This window comes from Pseudomonas sp. GV047 (assembly GCF_003058245.1).
Taxonomy (GTDB): Bacteria; Pseudomonadota; Gammaproteobacteria; order Pseudomonadales; family Pseudomonadaceae; genus Aquipseudomonas; species Aquipseudomonas marginalis.
On sequence record NZ_QCWA01000024.1, the window covers coordinates 1 to 15869 of the forward strand.

Below are 15869 nucleotides of genomic sequence, written 5' to 3' on the forward strand. Positions count from 1 at the left end.
CCCGAACTCAGCAGTGAAACGATGCATCGCCGATGGTAGTGTGGGGTTTCCCCATGTGAGAGTAGGTCATCGTCAAGATTAAATTCCGAAACCCCTGTTTGCTAACGCAGACAGGGGTTTCGTTTATGTAGAAGTCCATGAATTTCATCGGCACGTTGCTAAAGCAACGTTCCGGTACACAGAATTTCTTGACGACCATAGAGCATTGGAACCACCTGATCCCATCCCGAACTCAGCAGTGAAACGATGCATCGCCGATGGTAGTGTGGGGTTTCCCCATGTGAGAGTAGGTCATCGTCAAGATTAAATCCCAGAACCCCTGTCTGCTCATGCAGACAGGGGTTTTGTCGTTTAGAGGGTTTATGAACTCTGTAAGCGAGCAGCAACTACGCCTACCCAACTCCAAAATCAGGTTCATGGCACTGACCTGCTTTAAGAGCACGACGCAGGTAATAGGGAAGAATTTTTACTTCTAAATCTTGTACGACAACCTTTGGTCGGTTTCCTACGTAAAAGGACGATTCATCCCACAATTCCCTAAGCTTTCCTCCAGCTTGGCCGAAAGCCTGATGAGCCATGCGTGCACCGAAATAGAGCGGCCCGAGACGCCGCCTATACCGTACATGGAATGTTCCTCTCGGCACGCTCACCCCCATTTGGCAAAAAGAAGTCGATGAAATGAATCTCAAATTCAGTCATAAAATTCTGTTGGCCGCGTCAGGCGTTGTGGTTCTGGCCTTCGCGTTATTCACGCTTTACAACGATTACCTGCAGCGCAGCACCATCAAACAGAATCTGGAGTCGTCTATCCAGCAGTCCGGTGAGCTCACCGCGAGTAGTGTGCAGAACTGGCTTAGCGGTCGAATACTGGTGCTCGAAAGTCTGACGCAAAACGTTGCCCATCAGGGTAGTGCTGCTGATCTTCCAGGGTTGGTTGATCAACCGGCGTTCACCTCGAACTTCCAGTTCACCTACGTTGGCCAAACCAACGGTGTGTTCACCCAGCGCCCGGACGCAAAAATGCCTGACGGCTACGACCCTCGTCAGCGTCCCTGGTACAAGCAAGCCGTGGCTGCCGATAAACCCATGCTCACACCGCCCTATATGGCCGCCGTGGGTGGGCAGATCGTAACTATCGCTATGCCGGTGAAAAAGAACGGCGAGTTGCTCGGCGTGGTCGGCGGAGACCTGAGCCTGCAAACCCTGGTGAAAATCATCAATTCGGTGGACTTCGGCGGCATCGGCCATGCGTTTCTGGTCAGCGGCGACGGCCAAGTCATCGTAAGTCCTGACGAAGACCAGGTGATGAAAAACCTCAAGGACATCTACCCGGGCACTAACGTCCGTATTGAGAAAGTTAATCAGGACGTAGTTCTCAAGGGCCAGGATCGCATCCTGTCGTTCACACCTATCAGTGGCTTGCCCGGTGCAGATTGGTATATCGGCCTGTCGATTGATAAAGACAAAGCCTACGCACCGTTGGGCAAATTCCGTACGTCTGCATTGATCGCCATGCTGATCGCCGTAGTCGCGATTGCTGTGCTCTTGAGCCTGCTGATTCAAGTGTTACTGCGGCCCCTGACCACCATGGGTATTGCCATGCAGGACATTGCCCAAGGTGAGGGCGACCTGACTCGCCGCTTGACGGTCACCAGTAAAGACGAGTTCGGTGAAGTGGGCAGCGCGTTCAACCGGTTCGTAGAGCGTATCCACGCCTCGATTTCCGAAGTGTCTTCTGCAACACGTCAGGTGCATGACCTGTCTCAGCGTGTGATGGCGTCATCCAACGCCTCGATCATCGGCTCTGATGAGCAAAGCGCACGCACCAACAGCGTGGCCGCCGCAATCAACGAACTGGGGGCTGCCACCCAGGAAATCGCGCGTAACGCCGCCGATGCCTCACAGCACGCCAGCGGTGCCAGCGAGCAGGCCGATGATGGGCGCAAAGTGGTCGAGCAAACCATCCTGGCAATGTCGGAGCTGTCGCAGAAAATCAGCCTGTCCTGCACTCAGATCGAAACCCTGAACGCCAGCACCGACAATATCGGCCACATCCTTGATGTGATCAAAGGCATCTCCCAGCAAACCAACTTGCTGGCACTGAACGCTGCGATTGAAGCAGCACGTGCCGGGGAAGCCGGACGCGGGTTTGCCGTGGTCGCCGACGAGGTGCGTAACCTGGCTCACCGTACCCAGGAGTCGGCTGAGGAAATTCATAAAATGATCACTTCGCTGCAAGTGGGTTCGCGTGAAGCCGTGACCACCATGAATGCCAGCCAGACCTCCAGCGAGGAAAGTGTCCAGGTGGCCAACCAGGCCGGTGAGCGCCTGGTCAGCGTAACGCAGCGAATTGTCGAGATCGACGGCATGAACCAGTCCGTCGCTGCGGCCACCGAGGAGCAAACTGCCGTGGTGGAAACCCTCAACGTCGATATCAACCAGATCAACCTGCTGAACCAGCAGGGTGTGACCAACCTCAACGAAACCCTGAAAGACTGCGATGCGTTGTCGCAACAGGCCAATCGGTTGAAGCAACTGGTCGACAGCTTCAAGATCTGAGCCGCTGAGTGTACGAGTAGGAGCGAGCCGGTTCGCTCCTACTGCTTACCCAGCAAGCGGCGAACATTGTCCAGCGCGCTGTCTGCGAAGCCTTGTACAAACTGTTCAAATCCTTCCTGTGCCGTCTCCAGGGGGTCGGCAATGATGGTCCAGGTTACCTTGGAGCAGTGTGCTCCAAGCGCTTCCACTTTGATTGCGGCCCACAACCTGGCCACGCCCAGGGTGTTGTAGATCGTGGTCCAGGTCATGTGCATCGCTTGCTCATCCCGGCTATTGAGTTGTTCTACGACGCGGTTGCCATCGCGGAAAAATTTCGTGCGTAAAGCGCCCACTCCGGTGCCGGTCATTTCGATATGCGTCAAGGAAGGGATGAACGCATCGAAGCCTGCAAACTGCCCCACTATGTTCCATAGACGGTTGGCATGGCAGTCGATCACCACAGAGGACACTATCGGCTGGCCGTTCGGGTTATGAATTAACGTATCGGGTTGCAGCGGTTTCATGAAGTTGTCCTGAAGCGGTTCAAAGAAAGCCGATGGCCTTGAGGTAGTTGCAGCCTTTACTCAGCAGTGTCGGGTCTTTTTCGGGGTATTGCTCACCCATCTGCTGAACGCCGCGTTGCGCGTTGTCATGGAGGATCATCGAGGTGTCACCGATATCTTCATCCAGTCGATCAAGGTAAAACCCGAGGACACCAAACATCGCATTGTCCTGGCTTACCGTTCGCAGCGCCTGCTGCCAATGCGCAGTACTGACCCGCTCGAACCGGTGGCCCGCCCGGTTGAATGCATCCAGGTAGTGCTCCCAGCTCAGTGGTTGTGGGTTATGCAGGTTGAATACGCTTCTATCGGCTTGAAAGCGATTGCAGTGGAACGCAATGAAGCGAGCCAGAAAGTCCACGGGCATCAGGTCGAAATTCAGGTCCAACCTCGGCAGCATGCCCAACTGCAGCGATCCCTTGAGCATCAACATCAGGCGATTCTTCTGTGGTTGGCAGATACCGTTATGGCTGTTGAAGCTGATATTTCCAGGGCGATGGATGTTCACCCAGGCCCCTTGCTCGATTGCACGCCCCAGGATCCGCTCGGCGACCCACTTGGACAGATTGTAGCCATTTCGGATGTACAGCGGCAGGGTGGTTGCCGCCGGAGCTTCGAGCACATGCCCCGTCGTGCTGATGCTGCTGGCGGCCGACAATGTCGAGACAAAGTTGAAGACTTTCTTGCAGCGGGTTTCGCACAGACGCAGGCATTCGAATATGGGGTCGACGTTGTCCCTGGCCAGTGAGGCGTAGTCCAGCACGTGGTTGACCCGTGCTGCGTTGTGCACCAGCGTGCCAAAGTCTGCGGCGAGTGCGTCATACGCGTCACAGGCCAAACCCAACCGCGGAAGGCTGATATCGGCGGCGAATACTCGCACCCTGCTCAAGTCCAGATGTTCCAGTTGGTAGTCACGCAACGCCTGGGTAAAACGAGCCATCGCAGGACTCCCCGGCAAGTCACGCACCAGGCACGCCACCTCGGTGGCCCCGGCGTTCAACAACGCCTCGACAATATGGACGCCGACGAAGCTGTTGGCCCCTGTCACGATCACCTTGTGCGGATTGCCTGCGCGGTCCCCTTGCAACGGATTGATTTCCCACTCCCGTTGAGCGTCCACGGCTGCTCGGGCAGAGGATGCGTCTGGCAGTTCACCTTCCTCCATCAGCGTTGCGAGCGTACGAATAGTCGGTACTTCAATGAAATGGCTTAACGCGAAACTACGGCCAAATTGCTCGCGAACGCGCAACAACAGCGTCGACAGCAAAATCGAATGGCCGCCCAGTGCAAAGAAGCTTTCATCGATGGGCAACTGGCTGGTGGGCAAGCCCAGCAGCTCACCCCAAAGGTCGCTCAATCGCGCTTGAAGCGGCGTGTGCGCGGCGCCGGGAGTGGCCTGCAAAATGGGGAGGAAGGGGCGCGACAGCAGCCCCTTGCGGTCGACTTTGCCGTTGTCGCTGTGCGGAATGGCTGGCAGTTCCACCCAGAAACCAGGTTGCATGTAGTCCGGTAGCCACTGGCGCGCATGCTGCTGCAAGGCCACCAGCGTAGCGTTGGGTTCGGGCTGGGCGACAAAGGCGCAGATCCTGCTTTCATGGTCGATCACCACGGCCAGCTCGCGATACAGCCTGCTGCTGCGCAGGCATTGTTCAATCTCCCGGGGGTCGACCCGAAAACCGCGGATCTTTACCTGGTCGTCGCGACGCCCACCCAGCACAATCCCTGCGGCGCTCCACTGCGCCAAGTCGCCGCTGCGGTAGGCCCGCAGCCTTTGGCCGCCCGGCACCAGCAGTTCGACGAACGGGCTGTCAGCCTGCCGCGGCGCATTCACATACCCCAGGCTCACTCCGGGCCCGACGATGTACAACTCGCCCATCACCTGTTCATCCACCGGTTGCAGATCGTCATCAAGGATCAGCACCTGGCTATTGGCGATGGGGTAGCCGACATTACGATTATTGTCATCGGGGGCGAACGTCCGGTGCGTAATCAGTACCGTGGTTTCGGTGGGGCCATAGAGGTTGTGCAACTGGCACCGTCCCGCCAGCCGCTCGATTACATGGGGTTCGCAGGCATCGCCACCGGTGAGCAGATGCGTCACGCCCAGGGGGGGATCCGGCGGCAGGATATTGAGCAGCGCAGGCGGCAGGAAGGCATGAGTGACACGCTGTCGGCGGAGCAATTCCAACAGTTGCCCAGGGTCGCGTCGCTGTTCCTCACTGGGTACGATCAACTCGGCGCCGGCAATCAGGGCGGGGAAGATTTCGATCAATGACGAGTCGAAACCCAGGGGCGAAAACTGCAGGACGCGGCTCCGTTCATCCTGCGTCATGCAGGACCCGAACCAAGCGGTGAAATGCGCCAGGTTAGCTTGGCTGAGCAGCACACCCTTGGGCTGGCCCGTACTGCCCGATGTATAGAGCACCATGCACGGCATATCCGAGCAGGGGCGATCGTGCATCAGCGAGGATGGGGAGTTGGCGTTGTGCGGCTCGACTGTGCTGACATCCAGTGAAATGAAACGCTCCCGTAATGGATGTTGGCCGGCATCCAGCAATATGCGGGCCCCGGCGCTGTCGAGCATGGCCTGATGGCGTTGCATGGGTTGATCAGGTCCCAGTGGCAGGTACACCGCGCCACTGCCCAGTACGGCAAGAATGCTGGCATACAATTCCACGGATTTTTCCAGGCATACACCGATCACCGGTGGCGCCTCAAGCGCCTCCAGCAGCGGGCGCAATCGCAGCTGAATCGCCATGGCCTGTAGGTGCAGTTGGCGGTAGGTCACGGTGTGCCCCGCAATGTTCAGCGCCTGCCGGTCGGCGAACAGGTGAAGGCTGGCCTGCACCCGTTCGATCACCGGTACCTGGGCTTCCTGGATCAGGGCAGGGTTTGCCGTACGATTGAATCGATGCATAAATGCCAACGGCTCAAGCCCGTGCAGGCCGTGGTCGGGCCAGTCAGTGGCAATCGCGCGTGTAGAGAGAGACTCGGGGTCACGTGAGAAGCCACTGACCAGCAGTGCGACCCAATCCACCAGCGCGGTTGTTGCCTGCCGACGCAATCGCTGGCCGTTGCCACTGGGCTCCTCGGCGATGTCCAGCACGGCGAACAAACGTCGGCCATAGTCATAGGCGCGCACTTGCAGCGCAGGCAACCCACCGTCGCTCAACGGGCCAATCCCCAGGCGCAGACTTATACAGGTGGTTTCGCCCACGTCATCCGGCAACGGCAGGCTGCCGTCTTCAATCCACAGGTCGGTGGCCTCATCCCCTGAAACATGGCCGTACTGTTCCAGCATTGGCCTGATTTCGTCCAGTGCCTTGCTTGTGCCGCACCAGCCGATGGTCAGGCACCTCATGGCGACACCGACAGGTAGTCGTTCAGCACTTGTCCCACGCTCGGCGTTTGCAGCACGCCGCTGTGTTGCAGGAAGCCCATGATATTGGCCATCAACGGGTGCTGGCGGGTGATGGGGAACGCCAGCGCTGATATTTCATCGCGCAGCACACCGCGCAGGCGCTCGCTGATGTCCAGATGTTCGATCAGGCGCAGGTCGAAGTTTTTCTGCAGGTCGTTGGTCAGGTAATGTGCCAGGAATGTCGGCAGTACGTGAGCGATGCTGTCACGGTCATCCGGGCTCGCGGCTTGCCAGTAGATGCGCACCAGCCGCGTCCAGAACTGCGCGTGGCGACCTTCGTCAAACAGGTGGTCGTCCATCAAGCCCCGTATGGAGGCCTTGACACTGCGGTCCTTGGAAAACGCTGCGACATCGTGGGTCACGGTGTTTTCGGCGATGGCTACGCCAATCAGCTCCACAGCATCGCTCAGGTGTTCCGGAGCTTGCGCCTGCGCCGCCGGCAGCGCGCGACTCAGTTCGATATGCCCGGGCAGGTCAATCGGCTGTATGCCCGTCATTGCGACAGTCTGTTGCATGAAATCCAAGGCCACCAAGGCGTGATAGTCCTCGTCCACCACAACCGTCATCGCATCAACGCGACAGGCAAGCGGGAAGGGCACCGAGAAGCGATTCTTGGCAATGCTGCGCGCGGTCTTGTCGACGATTTCGGTTTCGAAAATCACCACATCGTGGATGAACTTATAGAAGCTTTGCACCAGCACGAAGTCGCGCCATTGCGAGCAATGTTCCATGAAGGTCGCGTTGAGTACCAAGGGCTGACGGCACAGTGGGTAGATCAGCTTGTTGTCGTCTTCCAGCAGGCGACGAGGGCGGGTTCGGATGGTGGCGCGGCGTTCCCAGTCGTCGGCGATGGTGGTGTAGCCGGCGGTATTCATGGGTGCACCTCGTGCAGCGCGGCGCGCACCTCGTCCCAGAACGTGATACGGCTTTCTACGGCGGCAAGGGCTGCGTCATGGGCCTGTTGCGGATAAGCCGGGTCTGCACCCACCAGGCGTTCGAGCAGCTCCTCAGCTGCTGGCCCGTGATGTTCAGTATCCAACTCGATGTGGCGCCTGAAATAGCCACACAGGGACGGTGCCTGGCGATGGATGAGCGTATCGGGCTGCAGGAGGTGTTCGAACATACTTGGTATGACACGCTCACGCCCATGAAGGAATGCGGCGGCTACGCAATGGGTAGGGGCTTGCAGCGCAATGTGCAGCGTGTCGCTGACGAAGCGCGCGGCCCCAGCAGGAACATCGGCCATGCGCAGGGCCGTGCTTGCTTCCACGCCCTGGTGCAGCAGTGCAATGAAACGGTGTATCGCCGAGGTGCTGGCGCCGACTTCGACCATGGCTTCCAGGTACCACTCGAAGTGGCTGCAATGGCCTTGCCTGGGGCGTGAGTCTGATTCTTCGCCCAGCACAATCTCATTGATCAAGCGTGCTGCTTGCGGGTCGGCCGGTGGCAGCCAGGGTAGGCGAGTGCAGGTCAGGTCCTGCTGCAGGCGTTTGGTGAGCGTCATGAAGTCCCAGACAGCGAATACATGGTTTTCCATGAACAGTCGTAACTTTTCCAGCGAAGTTATTTCCAGAAATAACGGATGGCTGCACAACAGCCGTTTTCTTTGTTCCAGTAAAGGTGGGTACATAGTTGATGCCTATAAATTATTGCGTCGTCGCTAAAACAACGTTGGACTTTTGTATGCCGCAAAAAGATAAGAAAGATGTAAACCAGGCTTTGCGCGCACGCGCGCTCACGCAAGTGGGGCTGCACGGTCGAATTAAGTGGCTGGTTTAGTAATGAAAGATAATAAGCGGGTTAAACAAGTTGGCCAGTATATGAATGCATTAGATGTTTTTCTAAATAATATAAGCTGTCGGTAACTTACTTTATAAGAGTGGGAAGTTTCTTCTGCGCGGGGCGCTACTTGGCCAGGTAGGGAACCCCGCAGTGCTCGACGGGCAAGCCGAGCGACCTTACGCGATGTTAGAGCGTCTTCTTTGCGGCGGCTTCGAGGTTATCGAGATAGGTTGTGATCACGTCCATCCCGCGCATCAGGTGATTACGAAGCGTCAGGATGCTTTCCTCGACCTTCTTTTGTGTCACCAGGTTCAGCAGTTCACGATGGTCTTCCTGGGAAGTTTCGCCCAGCCCCATCGCCTCGAGGTTGAAACGCAGGAAGCGCTCCTCCTCATTCAGCCCGTGCTCCACCAGCTTGAGCAGCCGCTGGTTGGGGGCCTTGCCATACAGGGTCATGTGGAACAGGCGATTGAGACGGCCAATCTCGGTGTAGTCTTTTTCCTGTTCCAGGGCACAGATGAGCGTGTCTGCCTCGGCGATATCGGCTTCGGTCAGCAAGGGAATCGACAAACGCAGGGCTTCAGACTCCAGCAACATTCGCAGCTCATAGGTCTCAGCCGAATTGTCTTCGATCAACGGTGCAACCACGGCGCCCTTGTGGGTGACCACATGCAGCAGTGACTGCGCCTCCAACTGACGCAAGGCTTCACGCACCGGCATGCGGCTGACCCCGAACAGGCTGGCCAGCTCCTGCTGACGCATGGCGGTACCGCAGGGCAAGCGGCCATCAAGGATGGCATTGCGCAAGGTTTCTTCAATCACGGAGCGAGCAAGATGGGCGGGAATAGGGCCGGTGATCTTGATGCTGTTCAACGGGTTCGGCTTCTGCGTCACGGTTACGCTATCCTCCTTATTAAAATAGGGTGGCTAATTGGATCCAATGCACACTAGAGGCTGCCCATAGGCTTGTCAAACGGGCACGGTTTCGGCTTGTAAGCGTTTCAACGCTCGACTCCGGCGGCCCACGCGCGGGTTTTGCCAGGTCTGACACGCCGCTGGTGTATTGCGACATTACCGCATATATATATTCTCTAACGGTATTTAAATTACCGTTCTTATGCCTATAAAGTCACTCTCCTGTCTGACCGGGAGTGAACTCATGTCCGCCACCTCTACTGTTCCAACAGCGACCCTTGCCACTCAAACGTTCGAGATTCGACCACTGCCCGGCAGCGTCGGTGCCGAGATTGTCGGCCTGGATTTGTCCCGGCCAGTCAACGACCAGGATTTCGCCCGCATTCATCGCGCGCACCTGGATCACCACGTGGTGGTGTTCCGCGATCAACGCATCACGCCCGAACAACAGATCGCTTTCAGCCGCCGCTTTGGCGTCCTGCAGATCCACGTGCTCAAGCAGTTCCTGCTGGCCAACCACCCGGAAATCCTGATCGTCTCCAACATCATCGAAAACGGCCAATCCATCGGCCTGGGTGACGCAGGCAAATTCTGGCACTCGGACCTGTCCTATAAAGAGCTGCCGAGCCTGGGCTCGATGCTCCACGCTCAGGAGCTGCCGTCCGAAGGCGGCGATACCCTGTTTGCCGACATGCACAAAGCCTGGGACCAACTGCCCGAGCACCTGCGCAAAGCCGTGGAAGGCCGCAGTGCCGCACACTCTTATACCGCGCGCTACAGCGAAACCAAATTCGAAGGCAACTGGCGCCCGACGTTGACGCCCGAGCAGCTTGCCCAAGTCGCGGAAGTGGTTCACCCCATCGTGCGCACCCATCCGGAAAACGGCCGCAGGGCGCTGTTCGTCAGCGAAGGCTTCACCACCCGCATCGTCGGCCTGCCGGAAGATGAAAGCCGCGAACTGCTGGCCCAGCTCTACGCCCACAGTGTGCTGCCGCATAACATCTACCGCCACCAATGGCAGCCCCACGACCTGGTGTTCTGGGACAACCGCTCGCTGATCCACCTGGCCGCCGGTTGCCCGAGCCATCTGCGCCGCAAGCTGTTTCGCACCACCATCCAGGGCGACGCGCCTTTCTGATTCGGAGCATGACCATGTCCAGGAAAACCCCATTTGCACGGCTGGCCACGACCGTCGGCCTCGGTATGAGCCTGTTGGCCGGCAGCCTGCTGGCTCCGACGGCTGCGCAGGCCGAAGGCGAGATCCGCATCGCCGAACAGTTCGGTATCGTCTACCTGCTGCTTAACGTAGTGCGCGACCAGAACCTGATCGAAAAATACGGCAAGCAGGAAGGTCTCGACATCAAGGTCGATTGGACCCAGCTGTCCGGCGGCGCAGCGGTCAACGACGCACTGCTCTCCGGCTCGATCGATATCGCCGGTGCCGGCGTCGGCCCGCTGTTGACCATCTGGGACCGCACCCATGGCAAGCAGAACGTCAAGGCCGTGGCCTCCCTGGGCAACTTCCCCTACTACCTGGTCAGTAACAATCCCAAGGTCAAGACCATTGCCGATTTCACCGACAAGGACCGTATCGCCGTGCCCGCGGTGGGCGTGTCGGTGCAGTCGCGCTTCCTGCAATACGCCGCCGCCAAGCAATGGGGCGACAAGGAATTCAATCGCCTCGACAAGTACACCGTCGCCGTCCCGCACCCGGATGCCACCGCCGCCCTGATCGCCGGCGGCACTGAACTGACCGGGCACTTCTCCAACCCGCCGTTCCAGGATCAGGCCTTGGCCAACCCGAACGTGCATGTGGTGCTGAACACCTACGACCTGCTGGGGCCGAACTCGCCAACGGTGCTGTTCGCCACCGAGAAATTCCGCAACGACAACCCGAAAACCTACAAGGCATTTGTCGAGGCGTTGACCGAAGCCGCGCAATTCGCCCAGAACGATAAAGGCGCGGCGGCCGACACTTACATCCGCGTCACCAAGGCCAAGATCGACCGCGCCGAATTGCTGAAAATCATCGACAACCCTCAGTTCGAATTCAGCGTCACGCCAAAAAACACCTACCCGCTGGCGGAATTCCTCTACCGCGTCGGCGCCATCAAAAACAAGCCTGAATCGTGGAAGGACTACTTCTTCCAGGATGCCAAGCCCCTGCAAGGAAGTTGAGATGAACGCGCCCTTGCAAGGCCACACGGCCAGCAACCTGCACACCGCCGCACCATTGCTGGCGGTGGATAACGTCAGCCTGGAATACCGCACCCCCGAGCGCGTGGTGCGCGCCACTCACCAAGTCAGCTTCGAGATCGACCCGGCGGATCGCTACGTGCTGCTCGGCCCATCGGGTTGCGGCAAATCCACACTGCTCAAGTCCATTGCCGGGTTTATCAAACCCTGCGAAGGCGAGATCCGCCTGCTGGGGCAAAAGGTCGAACAGCCGGGCCCGGACCGCATCGTGGTGTTCCAGGAGTTCGACCAGCTGCCGCCGTGGAAAACCGTCAAGCAGAACGTGATGTTTCCGCTGCTGGCGTCGAAGACCTTAGCGCGTCGCGAAGCCGAAGAACGGGCGCTGCACTACCTCGACAAAGTCGGCCTCAGCGCCTTTGCCGACGCTTACCCGCACACGCTGTCCGGCGGTATGAAAGCCCGCGTGGCCATCGCCCGCGCCCTGGCCATGCAGCCGAAAATCCTGCTGATGGACGAACCCTTCGCCGCCCTCGACGCCCTGACCCGGCGCAAGATGCAGGAGGAATTGCTGCTGCTCTGGGAAGAGGTGCGCTTCACCCTGCTGTTCGTCACCCACTCCATCGAAGAAGCGCTGGTGGTGGGCAATCGCATCCTGCTGCTGTCGCCGCATCCGGGGCGTGTGCGCGCGGAAATCCACAGCCATCAATACGACCTGCACAGCCTCGGTGGCGTGGAGTTCCAGGCGTCGGCGCGGCGGATTCATCGCCTTTTGTTCGATGAAGCGCCCGAGGCCGAACGTGAGTTGGGTTTCGCCGACATCCGCATCGCTTACTAAGGGGACAACCCAATGCGCCAGGAATACGAAATCAACCTTGAGCCGCTGCTCAGCGTCCCCGTGGAACGCGAACTGCCCCTGCGCCAACGCCTGTGGCAGCAAGGCTGGCTACGCAAGGGCCTGATCCTGATCGTGCTCGCGATCCTTTGGGAAGCCGTCGCGCGCTACCAGAACAACGACCTGCTGCTGCCCAGCTTCCTGCAGACCTTTCACGCGCTCTATGACGGCCTGCTCAGTGGCGAACTGCTGGGCAAGGTGAGCATCTCGCTGGTGGTGCTGGTCAAGGGCTACCTGATCGGCATCGTGCTGGCGTTTGCCCTGACCACCCTGGCGGTGTCGACGCAACTGGGCCGTGACCTGCTGAGCACCCTGACCTCGATGTTCAACCCACTGCCGGCCATTGCGTTATTGCCGCTGGCGCTGCTGTGGTTCGGCCTGGGCCAGAACAGCCTGATTTTCGTGCTGGTGCATTCGGTGTTGTGGGCGCTGGCGCTCAACACCTATTCCGGGTTTCTCGGTGTGTCCGAAACCCTGCGCATGGCCGGTCGCAACTATGGCCTCAAGGGCATGCGTTTCGTGTTGTTCATCCTGATCCCGGCGGCACTGCCGTCGATCCTCGCCGGGCTGAAAATCGGCTGGGCCTTCGCCTGGCGCACCCTGATCGCCGCCGAGCTGGTATTCGGTGCGACCAGCGGCAAGGGCGGCCTGGGCTGGTACATCTTCCAGAACCGCAACGAGCTGTACACCGACAAGGTATTCGCCGGCCTGGCGGTGGTGATCCTGATCGGCCTGCTGGTGGAAAACCTGGTGTTCGACACCTTCGAGCGCCTCACCGTGAAACGGTGGGGCATGCAGCGCTGATACCCCCAGCCTGCTACGATTGCGGCCAGCTCACTCCCGACTGACCACGAGTGCTTGGCATGCAACTACCCGACATGAACCTGTTGGTCGCCCTCGACGCCTTGCTCGACGAGGGCAGCGTGGTGGGCGCCGCGCGGCGGATGAACCTCAGTCCGGCGGCCATGAGCCGTACCCTCACACGTATTCGCGAAGCGGTGGGCGATCCGATCCTGGTGCGCGCCGGTCGTGGCCTGGTGCCGACGCCCAAGGCCCTGCAGTTGCAAGGCCAGGTGCGCAACGTGGTGGAGCAGGCGGCGTTGCTGTTTCGCTCGGCGGATCAGGTTGATTTGAGCACCTTGCGCCGTCGCTTCAGTGTGCGCGCCAATGACTTTTTCATCGGCGTGTATGGCGGTCGGCTGTTCGACACCATGGAGCGCATGGCGCCGCTGTGCGAGCTGTGTTTCGTGCCTGAAGGCGACACCGATGATGAAGCCCTGCGCGAAGGGCGGCTGGACCTGCGCGTGAGCAACACCATGCCGGTCACTCCGGAAGTGAAGGTGCAGAACCTGTTTTCCACCACCTTCGTGGGCCTTGCGCGGGAGGACCATCCGTTGTTTGACGACGAGATCACCGCCGCGCGCTTCGCAAGCTATTCCCATATCAGTATCTCGCGACGTGGCATCGCCCGTGGCCCGATCGACACTGCACTGAATGCCCAGGGCCTGGAGCGGCGGGTGGCGATGATTGCGCCGGGTTTTCACGGTGCGATGTTCATGTTGCCCGATTCCGACCTGATTCTGCCGGTGCCCAAGGAAGCCCTGTTGAGCGCCAACCGCTTGAAGCTGCCACTGCGCGCGTTTGCGTTGCCGATCTCGCTGCCGACGTTGGTATTGGCCCAATCCTGGCACCCGCGCTTCGACAAAGACCCGGCTCATAAGTGGCTGCGCGAAACCATGCGCGAAAGTTGCCACGCCACCTGGCTGGAAGCCCAACCCACCTGATCTACAAGCCATGCGCGGTCAAAATGTGGGAGGGGGCTTGCTCCCGATTGCTGTGTGCCAGACCCAGATTTTCTATCTAATCCAGCGCAATCGGGAGCAAGCCCCCTCCCACAAGGGTTCTATAGTGAGTCCAGGATTGCGCCTGGCGCACTTATATCCTGCCAACATGTAACTTTTTGTCATGGATGTGCCTGATTAAACTGCTCGGGTATTTCTAATCCCGAGCTGCCTGTTCATGACTTCCCTCGCTGCCCCCACCCTTGCGGCCGCAGCCAGACCCACCGCCATCACCCCGCCTGTATTCGGCCCGCGCATCATCATCGGCCTGGTCGGCGTGTTGCTCGCGGTGCTGGTGTCCGGCCTCAACGAGATGGTCACCAAGGTGGCCCTCGCGGATATTCGCGGTGCGCTGTACATCGGCTTTGACGAAGGCACCTGGCTGGTGGCCGCGTACACGGCAACCTCCGTGTCGGCCATGGCCTTTGCGCCCTGGTGTTCGGTGACGTTTTCCCTGCGGCGCTTCACCCTGTGCGCTATTGGCCTGTTCACCGTGCTCGGGATCCTGTGCCCGTTTGCGCCGAACTACCAAAGCCTGCTGCTGCTGCGTACCGTCCAAGGCCTGGCGGGCGGTGCCTTACCGCCGATGCTGATGACCGTGGCGCTGCGCTTCCTGCCGGCCAACGTCAAGCTGTATGGCCTGGCTGGCTACGCACTTACCGCCACGTTCGGGCCGAGCCTCGGCACGCCGTTGGCGGCGCTGTGGACCGAATACGTCGGCTGGCAGTGGGCGTTCTGGCAGATCGTCGGGCCATGCCTGCTGGCCATGGCCGCCGTGGCCTACGGTTTGCCGCAAGACCCGCTGCGCCTGGAGCGCTTCAAGCAGTTCAACTGGCGCGGACTGCTGCTGGGGTTTCCGGCGATCTGCATGCTGGTGATCGGCATCCTGCAGGGCAATCGCCTGGACTGGTTCGAGTCGGGCCTGATCACCTTCCTGCTATGCGGCGGCAGTGTGCTGCTGGTGCTGTTCATGCTCAATGAATGGTCGCACCCGATGCCGTTTTTCAAATTGCAGATGCTAGGCCTGCGCAACCTGGCGTTTGCCCTGATCGTGCTGGCAGGCGTGCTAATGGTGCTGACCTCGGTGATCATCATCCCCTCGAGTTTCCTCGCTCAGGTCCAGGGTTATCGCCCATTGCAAACCGCGCCGGTGATGCTGCTGATGGCGCTGCCGCAATTGATCGCGCTGCCGCTGGTGGCGGCGTTGTGCAACCTGCGCTGGGTCGATTGCCGCTGGGTCCTGGGGATCGGGCTGGGGATGTTGGTGCTGTGTTGCGTGGGCAGTGCGCACCTGACCTCGGCATGGATTCGCGACGATTTCTACGGCCTGTACCTGCTGCAAATCTTCGGGCAGCCCATGGCGGTGTTGCCGCTGCTGATGCTCTCCACCGGCAGCATTCAACCGGCGGATGGGCCGTTCGCCTCGGCCTGGTTCAACACCGTCAAAGGCCTGGCGGCCGTGATTGCCACCGGCGTGCTGGATGCGTTGACCACCCAGCGCCTGCACTTTCACTCGACCATGCTGGTGGACCGCCTGGGTAACTCGCCGCTGGCCGACGGCGATGCGCCGGGCCTGGCCCAGCGCCTGCACGAGCAGGCCGTGGTGCTGACTTCTTCGGACCTCTATTACGTCATGGCCGCTGTCGCGGTGGCGTTGATCCTGCTGATTTTCTGGATGCCCACGCGGATTTTTCCGCCTCGCGCACCGACCTAGCCACAAGGAC

12 protein-coding genes and 1 rRNA gene are annotated in these 15869 nt (G+C 59.6%); 8 read left to right on the forward strand and 5 right to left on the reverse strand.

Going from position 1 to position 15869, the window contains the following annotated elements:
* Positions 1–187 precede the first annotated feature (187 nt).
* Positions 188–303: ribosomal RNA gene (gene rrf / locus C8K58_RS31615) — 5S ribosomal RNA — on the forward strand.
* A 375-nt stretch (positions 304–678) separates the two neighbouring features.
* Complete coding sequence (locus C8K58_RS31620) at positions 679–2559, forward strand: methyl-accepting chemotaxis protein (protein ID WP_027608051.1); 1881 nt, start codon at positions 679–681, stop codon at positions 2557–2559.
* 38 nt (positions 2560–2597) lie between these two features.
* On the opposite strand, the gene C8K58_RS31625 is transcribed toward C8K58_RS31620, so the two are convergent.
* From C8K58_RS31625 to C8K58_RS31645, 5 genes are all read right to left on the reverse strand, one after another.
* Positions 2598–3062 carry an SRPBCC family protein gene (locus C8K58_RS31625; RefSeq protein ID WP_108574891.1) on the reverse strand — a complete coding sequence of 155 codons (465 nt, stop codon included), beginning with the start codon at positions 3060–3062 and terminating at the stop codon, positions 2598–2600.
* 19 nt (positions 3063–3081) lie between these two features.
* Positions 3082–6459: an amino acid adenylation domain-containing protein gene (locus tag C8K58_RS31630; RefSeq protein ID WP_108574892.1), complete on the reverse strand. Its 3378-nt coding sequence runs from the start codon at positions 6457–6459 to the stop codon at positions 3082–3084.
* Positions 6456–7394 carry a diiron oxygenase gene (locus tag C8K58_RS31635; RefSeq protein WP_108574893.1) on the reverse strand — a complete coding sequence of 313 codons (939 nt, stop codon included), beginning with the start codon at positions 7392–7394 and terminating at the stop codon, positions 6456–6458. Before C8K58_RS31635 ends, C8K58_RS31630 begins: the two co-directional genes overlap by 4 nt.
* Positions 7391–8149, reverse strand: coding sequence for a DUF3050 domain-containing protein (locus C8K58_RS31640; protein WP_092358592.1), 759 nt, complete (start codon positions 8147–8149; stop codon positions 7391–7393). Before C8K58_RS31640 ends, C8K58_RS31635 begins: the two co-directional genes overlap by 4 nt.
* Positions 8150–8487: 338 nt before the next feature.
* Positions 8488–9195 (reverse strand): GntR family transcriptional regulator, encoded by a 708-nt coding sequence (locus C8K58_RS31645; RefSeq protein WP_098480644.1) that lies wholly within the window; start codon positions 9193–9195, stop codon positions 8488–8490.
* A gap of 265 nt (positions 9196–9460) precedes the next feature.
* On the opposite strand from C8K58_RS31645, the gene C8K58_RS31650 reads away from it, so the two are divergent.
* The 6 genes from C8K58_RS31650 (at position 9461) to C8K58_RS31675 (ending at position 15859) form a co-directional block, all read left to right on the forward strand.
* Positions 9461–10354 carry a TauD/TfdA family dioxygenase gene (locus C8K58_RS31650; RefSeq protein ID WP_027608057.1) on the forward strand — a complete coding sequence of 298 codons (894 nt, stop codon included), beginning with the start codon at positions 9461–9463 and terminating at the stop codon, positions 10352–10354.
* A 14-nt stretch (positions 10355–10368) separates the two neighbouring features.
* The gene (locus C8K58_RS31655) at positions 10369–11394 is read left to right on the forward strand and encodes an ABC transporter substrate-binding protein (RefSeq protein WP_108574894.1); all 1026 of its coding nucleotides are present in this window, start codon (positions 10369–10371) and stop codon (positions 11392–11394) included.
* 1 nt (position 11395) lies between these two features.
* A complete protein-coding gene (locus C8K58_RS31660) occupies positions 11396–12247 on the forward strand; it encodes an ABC transporter ATP-binding protein (RefSeq protein WP_027608059.1) in 852 nt (283 codons plus the stop codon).
* A 12-nt stretch (positions 12248–12259) separates the two neighbouring features.
* On the forward strand, positions 12260–13108 hold the full coding sequence (locus C8K58_RS31665) for an ABC transporter permease (protein WP_027608060.1): 849 nt from the start codon (positions 12260–12262) through the stop codon (positions 13106–13108).
* A 59-nt stretch (positions 13109–13167) separates the two neighbouring features.
* On the forward strand, positions 13168–14088 hold the full coding sequence (locus C8K58_RS31670) for a LysR family transcriptional regulator (RefSeq protein WP_027608061.1): 921 nt from the start codon (positions 13168–13170) through the stop codon (positions 14086–14088).
* Positions 14089–14323: 235 nt separating this feature from the next.
* Positions 14324–15859 carry an MFS transporter gene (locus C8K58_RS31675; protein WP_092358598.1) on the forward strand — a complete coding sequence of 512 codons (1536 nt, stop codon included), beginning with the start codon at positions 14324–14326 and terminating at the stop codon, positions 15857–15859.
* Positions 15860–15869 lie beyond the last annotated feature (10 nt).

Coding starts and splice junctions, on each gene's coding strand:
- C8K58_RS31620 (WP_027608051.1), top strand. CDS start 679: ATGAATCTCAAATTCAGTCATAAAATTCTGTTGGCCGCGTCAGGCGTT.
- C8K58_RS31625 (WP_108574891.1), bottom strand. CDS start 3,062: ATGAAACCGCTGCAACCCGATACGTTAATTCATAACCCGAACGGCCAG.
- C8K58_RS31630 (WP_108574892.1), bottom strand. CDS start 6,459: ATGAGGTGCCTGACCATCGGCTGGTGCGGCACAAGCAAGGCACTGGAC.
- C8K58_RS31635 (WP_108574893.1), bottom strand. CDS start 7,394: ATGAATACCGCCGGCTACACCACCATCGCCGACGACTGGGAACGCCGC.
- C8K58_RS31640 (WP_092358592.1), bottom strand. CDS start 8,149: ATGTACCCACCTTTACTGGAACAAAGAAAACGGCTGTTGTGCAGCCAT.
- C8K58_RS31650 (WP_027608057.1), top strand. CDS start 9,461: ATGTCCGCCACCTCTACTGTTCCAACAGCGACCCTTGCCACTCAAACG.
- C8K58_RS31655 (WP_108574894.1), top strand. CDS start 10,369: ATGTCCAGGAAAACCCCATTTGCACGGCTGGCCACGACCGTCGGCCTC.
- C8K58_RS31660 (WP_027608059.1), top strand. CDS start 11,396: ATGAACGCGCCCTTGCAAGGCCACACGGCCAGCAACCTGCACACCGCC.
- C8K58_RS31665 (WP_027608060.1), top strand. CDS start 12,260: ATGCGCCAGGAATACGAAATCAACCTTGAGCCGCTGCTCAGCGTCCCC.
- C8K58_RS31670 (WP_027608061.1), top strand. CDS start 13,168: ATGCAACTACCCGACATGAACCTGTTGGTCGCCCTCGACGCCTTGCTC.
- C8K58_RS31675 (WP_092358598.1), top strand. CDS start 14,324: ATGACTTCCCTCGCTGCCCCCACCCTTGCGGCCGCAGCCAGACCCACC.